5 protein-coding genes are annotated in these 6816 nt (G+C 71.4%); all 5 read right to left on the reverse strand.

Annotation, left to right across the window (positions count from 1 at the left end; translation table 11 throughout):
- Positions 1–2: 2 nt before the first annotated feature.
- The 5 genes from DEJ23_RS14765 to DEJ23_RS14785 all read right to left on the reverse strand — a co-directional run bounded on the left by DEJ23_RS14765 (position 3) and on the right by DEJ23_RS14785 (position 6677).
- Positions 3–953 carry a carbohydrate ABC transporter permease gene (locus DEJ23_RS14765; protein WP_111240991.1) on the reverse strand — a complete coding sequence of 317 codons (951 nt, stop codon included), beginning with the start codon at positions 951–953 and terminating at the stop codon, positions 3–5.
- A gap of 106 nt (positions 954–1059) precedes the next feature.
- On the reverse strand, positions 1060–2421 hold the full coding sequence (locus tag DEJ23_RS14770; RefSeq protein WP_111240992.1) for an extracellular solute-binding protein: 1362 nt from the start codon (positions 2419–2421) through the stop codon (positions 1060–1062).
- A 300-nt stretch (positions 2422–2721) separates the two neighbouring features.
- Positions 2722–3564, reverse strand: a complete 843-nt coding sequence (locus DEJ23_RS14775) for a PhzF family phenazine biosynthesis protein (protein WP_111240993.1) — start codon at positions 3562–3564, stop codon at positions 2722–2724.
- 55 nt (positions 3565–3619) lie between these two features.
- A complete protein-coding gene (locus DEJ23_RS14780; RefSeq protein WP_111240994.1) occupies positions 3620–4159 on the reverse strand; it encodes a DUF805 domain-containing protein in 540 nt (179 codons plus the stop codon).
- A gap of 82 nt (positions 4160–4241) precedes the next feature.
- The gene (locus DEJ23_RS14785; RefSeq protein ID WP_111240995.1) at positions 4242–6677 is read right to left on the reverse strand and encodes a lamin tail domain-containing protein; all 2436 of its coding nucleotides are present in this window, start codon (positions 6675–6677) and stop codon (positions 4242–4244) included.
- Between the last annotated feature and the right edge of the window lie 139 nt (positions 6678–6816).

The raw sequence follows: 6816 nt of genomic DNA on the forward strand, positions 1-6816 counted from the left end.
GGTCAGTCCACCTCCGGCTTCAGTGCCTTGATGTAGATGATCGAGAAGACCGCGCCCACCACGAGCAGGATGGTCGCGATCGCCGTCCCGAAGCCGAGCTGCGAGAACTGGAAGGCCTCCTGGTACGCCAGGATCGGCAGGGTCGACGAGTTCGTGCCCGGACCGCCGCCCGTCATCACGAAGATGAGGGTGAAGACCGACAGCGTCTGCAGCGTCGTGAGCATGAGGTTCGTCGAGATCGAGCGTCGGATCACCGGCAGCGTGATGTAGACGAGGCGCTGCCAGCCGGTGGCGCCGTCGACCTCGGCGGACTCGGTGATCTCCTCGGGGACCTCCTGCACGGCGGCCGAGTAGACGAGCATCGAGAACGCCGTGCCGCGCCAGATGTTCGCGAGGATGACCGCGATCATCGGGTACGTGTACAGCCAGTTCGGGCCGCTGATCCCGATGGATGCGAGGAACGCATTGAGCGTGCCCTCGTCGTGGAAGAACGCGTAGGCGGCGAACGAGGCGACGATCTCCGGCAGCACCCAGGCGGCGACGACGAAGGTGCCGACGAGTGCGCGGACCACCTTGTTCGCGCTGCGCATGAGGAGCGCCAGACCGAGCCCGAGGACGTTCTGTCCCACCACCGCCGAGGCGAGGAGGAACACGATCGTCAGGATCACGGACTTCGGGAAGTCCGGGTCCTGGAAGAGCTCGACGTAGTTCTGGAACCCGACGAACTGTTGGTCGGCTGCATCGATGCCGGTCAGGGCCGCGTTCGTGAAGGAGCCGTAGAACGACGAGATGACCGGCCCGAGCAGGAAGACGATGAGCAGGACCACGGCGGGCAGGAGCGGGACGGCACGCGTCGCGTTCCGCAGGGGCCGCCGCTTGCGCGGCACGGGAGGTTCGGTGCGCTTCGGCGCACCGGGCGCCGAGAGCGTCGGCGCGAGAGGGGTGCTGGACACGTGGATGCCTTCCGGGTGCGGAGGGGGTTCCGAAGGTGGGTGGGAGCGGACGGGAGGCGCGGTGCGGGGGTGCGCCGCGCCTCCCGTCCGTCAGGTGGAGGCGCCGCTAACCGGCGGAGACGGTGTTCTCCTCGCCGACCACGCCCACGACGGCCTCGTCGTAGACCTCCGCGGCCTCGGCGGGCGACTGCTGACCGGTCATGACGGACTCCATCGCGACCTGGATCGCGTTCGAGACCTGCGCGTACTCGCTCGTCGCCGGGCGGAAGTTGGTGTGCTCCACCAGCCCGGAGAAGAACTCGAAGGTCGGGTTGGCGCCGGTGTACTCCGGGTCCTCCGCGACGTCCTTGCGGACGGCGATCTGGCTGTTCTCGGAGTCGTACTTGATCGAGCCGTCCTTGTCGAGGAACATCGTGATGAAGTCGAACGCCGCCTGCGGGTCCTTCGACTTCGCGCCGACCGAGAGCGTCCACCCGCCGGACATCGAGTTGTACCCGGGCTCCTGGCCGTTCTGCGTCGGGAACGGTGCCTGACCCATCACGTCGTCCCACTCGGGCCACGGCGCGGTGCCGGACTCCAGCCACGTGCCGGACTGCCACGACCCGTCGAGGTCGATCGCGAGCTTGCCCTCGGGCAGCCACGTCTGGGTGATCGTCGTGCCGATGTTCGTGTCGAGGGCCTGCTGCGGGGTCGGCCCGAGGTCGCCCTGGTAGACGTCCTCGATGAACTGCAGCGAGTCCTGGAACTGCTGCGATCCGACGACCCACTTGCCGTCCCGGTACAGGGTGTTGCCGTCGCCGTCCGCGCCGTACAGCAGCATCTCGAAGCCCTGCATGGTCGACGCCTCGCCCTGGGCCTTGCCGGAGTAGATGTTGAACGGGACGACGTCCGGGTCCTGCTCCTTGATCGTCTTCGCGGCCTCGAGCACGTCGTCCCAGGTCTTCGGCTCCCACGGCACGGGCAGGCCGACCTGCTCGAAGATCTGCTTGTTGTACCAGAGGGCCCGGGTGTCGGTACCCATCGGGACGCCGTAGATCTTGCCGTCCTCGCCCTCACCCGCCTGCTTCGCGTTGTCGTAGAACTGGTCCCACTCGTCCCACTTCTCCGTGTACTGGTCGATCGGCAGCAGGTACCCGGCGTCCGCGTCGGCCTTGATGCGGAAGGTGTCCTCGTAGATGACGTCGGGAGCGGTCGCGGGAGCGCGGTTCATGAGCGCGAGCTTGGTGGCGTAGTCGTCCTCCTGCGCCTGGATCGGCACGAGCTCGACCTTCTTGCCCGGGTTCGCCTCCTCGTACTCCTGCTTGACGACCTTCATCTGGGCGTCGAGCTGCTGGAAGGCGCCGAACTTCTGGTACGCGATCTTGATCGTGTCGCTCGAGGCGGACCCCGAGCTGGAACAACCCGCCAGCCCGACCGCGGCGACTGCCGCGGCTGCGAGGCCGGCGATGATTCGGGTGCGGCGTTTCATCGGTGCTCCTTTGCACGGGATGTCCGCGGGCTCCGTCACCCGCGCGCAGGATTAGTCCATCGTGTGGACTTAACCCTGTCAAGGGTCGTTCGCGGATGGAACGGAAGCGACGACGGTGGGGCGAGCCCGACCGGATCGGGCGTACTTGGTCGGATCGGGCGTACCTGGTCGGATCGGGCGTACCTGGTCGGATCGGGCGTACCTGGTCGGATCGGGCGTACCTGACCGAACGGAACGACCAGGTACGCCCGGAAGCAGTTCCCACCGCGGGCGAGATGGGAAGGAACGGGCGGCCGGCGCTCAGGAGACCGGCGTCGCGCCGCCCGTGACCGTGATGCCGCCCTCCGCGGGCACGTCGACGAGGAGCACGCTCGGGCGCCCGACGTGCCGGCCCTGCCGGATCACCACGCGGTCGCCGGGCGACACCGCCCCCACCGCGCGGAGGTATGCACCGGTGGACGCCGCGGCGGAGCCCGTCGCCGGGTCCTCGGTGATGCGACCCGCGGGGAACAGGTTGCGCGCCTCGTACTCGAGCGGGGCCGTGCGGTGCAGCACCGTGACCGTGCCCGCCCAGCCGTACTCCCGCTTCACCGCGGCGAGCGCGGCGGGGTCGAAGCGGAACTGGTGGAAGAGCTCGGGGTCCGCGAGCACCACCACCGGGTGCCGGTTCCCGGCGAAGGACTCGAGCACGGGGAAGCCCTCGGCGACGTCGCCGTCCACGAGCCCGAGGACGGCGGACAACCGCGCCCACCGTTCCCGGGCGATCGGACGGGTGGACGGCTCGACGCTCGTCATCGCGACCTGCACGCTGCCGTCCGACGCCGTGGTGGCATCGACCGTGACGTCCCCGGCGGCGGTCGAGAAGACGCGGACGCCGGTGCCCTCGCGTTCGGCGAGCACGACGGCGGTGGCGACGGTGGCGTGGCCGCAGAACGGGACCTCCGCGGCGGGCGAGAAGTACCGCAGGCGAGCGCCGTCGGCGGTCCGTCCGACCACGAACGCGGTCTCCGGGTACGCGACCTGCTGCGCGACGGCGAGCATCTCGTCGTCGGACATGCCCTCCGCGTCGAGCACGATGCCCGCCGGGTTGCCACCCCCGGGCTCGGCGGCGAAGGCGGTGTAGCGGAGGACATCGGTGGGCATCCCCTGACGCTACCGCGGGGACGCCGACGCCCCCGCCGTCCGGTGCCCGTCGTCGTCAGTCGTCCGCCCGGACGGAGCGCTGCGGGTCGAACCGGGTGCCGCGCTCGTCGGACGGCATCGCGAGCAGGACGATCAGCACGACGTTGCCGAACGGGACGAGGAAGAGCAGGACCCACCACCCGGACCGGTTGCTGTCGTGCAACCGGCGCAGCGCCAGTGCGATCCACGGCAGTGCCGCTGCGAGGGTCACGGCGGCGTACAGCGCGAGTCCGATCGCGGCGATCGGTGGCAACGACGAGAGCAGGAACCCCCAGACCGGGAAGGGGTTGTAGGACTGGAACGCGTCGTCCAACACCGCGATGTCGGACGCACTCGGCGCCGGTGGCCGCCAGGTGACGAGCCCGATGATCCACGGGATCTGCGCCACTTGCGTGATGATGAACCACCACAGCGTCCACCACCAGAACTCCGGGCGCGCCGCCCGTCCCCGGAATGTCGTGTAGCCGCGCCAGAACCGCGGGAAGGCAGCGACGAAGGTCGCCTGATGCCATGGGACGCCGACGGGCGGCTGGGTCGCAGGAGCCGTGGAGTGCACGTTCTGTGTCTACCGACGCGGGCTGGGCGTCGAGGTGGGACGTCGACGCCCCGCCGTCCGGTGGGACGACGGGGCGCCGGCGTCAGCGGACGGCCGACCGGCGACGACCTGCCGCGAGGACACCGGCACCGGCGGCCACGAGCAGGAGCGCCGCTGCGATCCCGCCCGTCAGCTCGGCACCCGTGAAGGCGAGTTCGCCGGTCGCGGGGTCGACCCTGAGGCCCGTCCACCCGAGTACCGTGCCGTCGAGTGCGGTGACGGCGAGACGGTGCTGACCGACCGGGACGTCGGCGGGGACGACGACCGTCACGGTGCCGTCCGCGGTGACGACCGGCGTGCCGAGCAGCTGCGCCTCGGAGAAGAGCCAGACCGCCACGCGCTGCCCGGCGTACTGCGCGCCGACGGTGATCGTCACCGAGCTGCCCGCACGGACACTCGACGGCGCGGACACCGAGCCGCGGTTCCCGTCGACGAGTGCCGAGGCGTCCGGCGCGACCGGAGCCGTCGCACTCGGGGCCGACGGGGTGGGCGCCGGCGCACTGCCACCGGCGTCCGGCGTCGGGGTCGGCACGGGCGCGCCACCGTCACCCGGCGCGGGCGTCTCCCCGTCCCCTGGCGCAGGCGCACCGCCGTCGCCGTCACCCGGCGCGGGCGTCTCCCCGTCCCCCGGCTCCGTCGTCGCGTCGCAGGGGTACGTCCCGGTCCGCAGCGAGGACTCGTTCGTGTCGTTGTCGTCGGCGTAGAAGGTCGCCCGCGCGCCGTCGACGCACCGGCCCGAGATCGCGAAGCCCTCGTTCGCGAGCCCGCGATCGGCGTTCGCCGGCGCCTCGTACAGCGACGCGAGCGTGAACGCCCCGTCCTGCACGTCGAACAGCGCGGTGCGGCCGGAGCACGCCTCGTCGCAGACCACCCAGAGCGCGTCGAGCGTCGGGTCGAACTGCACCTCGGCGACGAGCGAGAACGGCGTGCTGACGGTGGCGATCCGCTGGGACGAGCCGTCGTCCATGAGCGCGTAGGCGTACACGCTCGCCGTGCCCTCGACGCCGACGAGGAAGAGTCCGTCGCCGTGTCCCGGGTACGTGGACGGCGTGTAGGCCGTTCCGGTGTGCTCGTCCACGAAGCCGCGTGCGGTCAGCCACGCGTCCGGCACCCAGGTGACGCCCTCGAGCCCGGCGTTCGCACCGAGTCCGGGGAAGTCGGCGGCGAGGTCCCACTCGTCGGTGGCACGCAGCGTCGACTCGGATCCGTCCGCGGTGGCGAAGCGCAGCACCGCGGGGCGGCTGACCTTCGAGACGTCGTTGTCGCGCTCGGTCGAGACGTACACGGCGCCCGGGTCGTCGGCGGTGACGGTGACGCCCTCGGCGTCGGGCGTGCCGGTGCCGTCGGTGTAGCGGAGGTCGGTGCCGGCGGCGGAGGTCGGCGCCCAGCCGCCCTCGCCGTCCGGCACCAGGCGGTACAGCAGCCCGTCGCCGTTCTGCACGGCCCAGAGCTGCCCGTCGGGCGAGGACGTCGAGGTCGTCCAGTCGAGCCCGCTCAGGTCGCCGGTGAAGGTGCCCTCGTCGTCGAGGACGGTCTCGTCCGGCCCGCCCGGCCAGGCCTCGGCCGTGACGACGCCGGCGAAGCGGTTGGCCGCGCCCTTCGTCGGCTCCGAGGTCTCGGCGAAGTCGCCGGTGCCGTCCGGGTTCCGCCCGGACGTCGTCGCGGCGTGCGCGGTCCACGAGGTCGCGTCGACCCGGGCGCCGCGGGCGTCGGACAGCCGCACGCTGTCCGCCCCGCCGAGCCCGAACCCGAACTGCGCCTCGTCGAGGACGGTGAAACCGCCCGGGGCGACGGTCGTGCCGGCGGGGATCACCCATGCGTGGTCGTCGTCGCTGTCCTGCAGGACGTACCCGCCGAGGTCGACCGTGGTCGTCCCGGTGTTCGTCAGCTCGACCCAGTCGCCCGGCGTGCCGCCCTGCGACTCGACCTCGTTGATGCGCACCGGCGAGGAGCAGTCGTTCGCCGCGCCCTTCGTGGACGCGGTGGTGTCGACCAGGACGCCCGAGCCGTCGGGGCAGCTGCCGTACGTGACGAGGGCGTGTGACGTCCAGGCGTACCGCAGGGTCAGCGTGCCGGACGGGTCGTACAGCCGCACCGAGTCGTCACCGCCGAGCCCGAAGTCGAAGCCGGGGCGGGTGGTGGTCTCCCGGTCGACGACGAGGTACCCGCCGGCGGCGATCGTCGAGCCGGCCGGCAGCGTGTACGCGGCGTGCGACGGATTGGAGTCGAGGAAGCGCCAGCCGCTCAGGTCGATCGCGGCGGACGAGGTGTTGACGAGCTCGACCCAGTCGGTGTCGTCCGCGTTCGACTCGACCTCGTTGACGGCGAGACCCGTCGCCGGGCCGGACGTGACGACGGGGCCGATGGCCGGGTCGTCGTCGCCGACGGCTGCGACGGCGGGGGTGGCGGTCAGCACGCCGGCGGCGAGGGCGATGCCCGTCGCGACGCCGGCTCCGAGCCGCAGTGCAGGGGTGCGCATGCAGGGTCCTTCTCAGGAGGTCGGGGGACCTGCACGACTGTTCAGCATCCTGGCGACCACGCGGTGGCCGCCAGGTGAACGACGGGTTCCGTCGGCGGCGTGCGGACGGGAGGCGCGGGGCTGTCTCTTATACACATCT

The sequence above is a fragment of the Curtobacterium sp. MCSS17_008 genome (assembly GCF_003234185.1).
In the GTDB taxonomy this organism is placed as follows: domain Bacteria; phylum Actinomycetota; class Actinomycetes; order Actinomycetales; family Microbacteriaceae; genus Curtobacterium.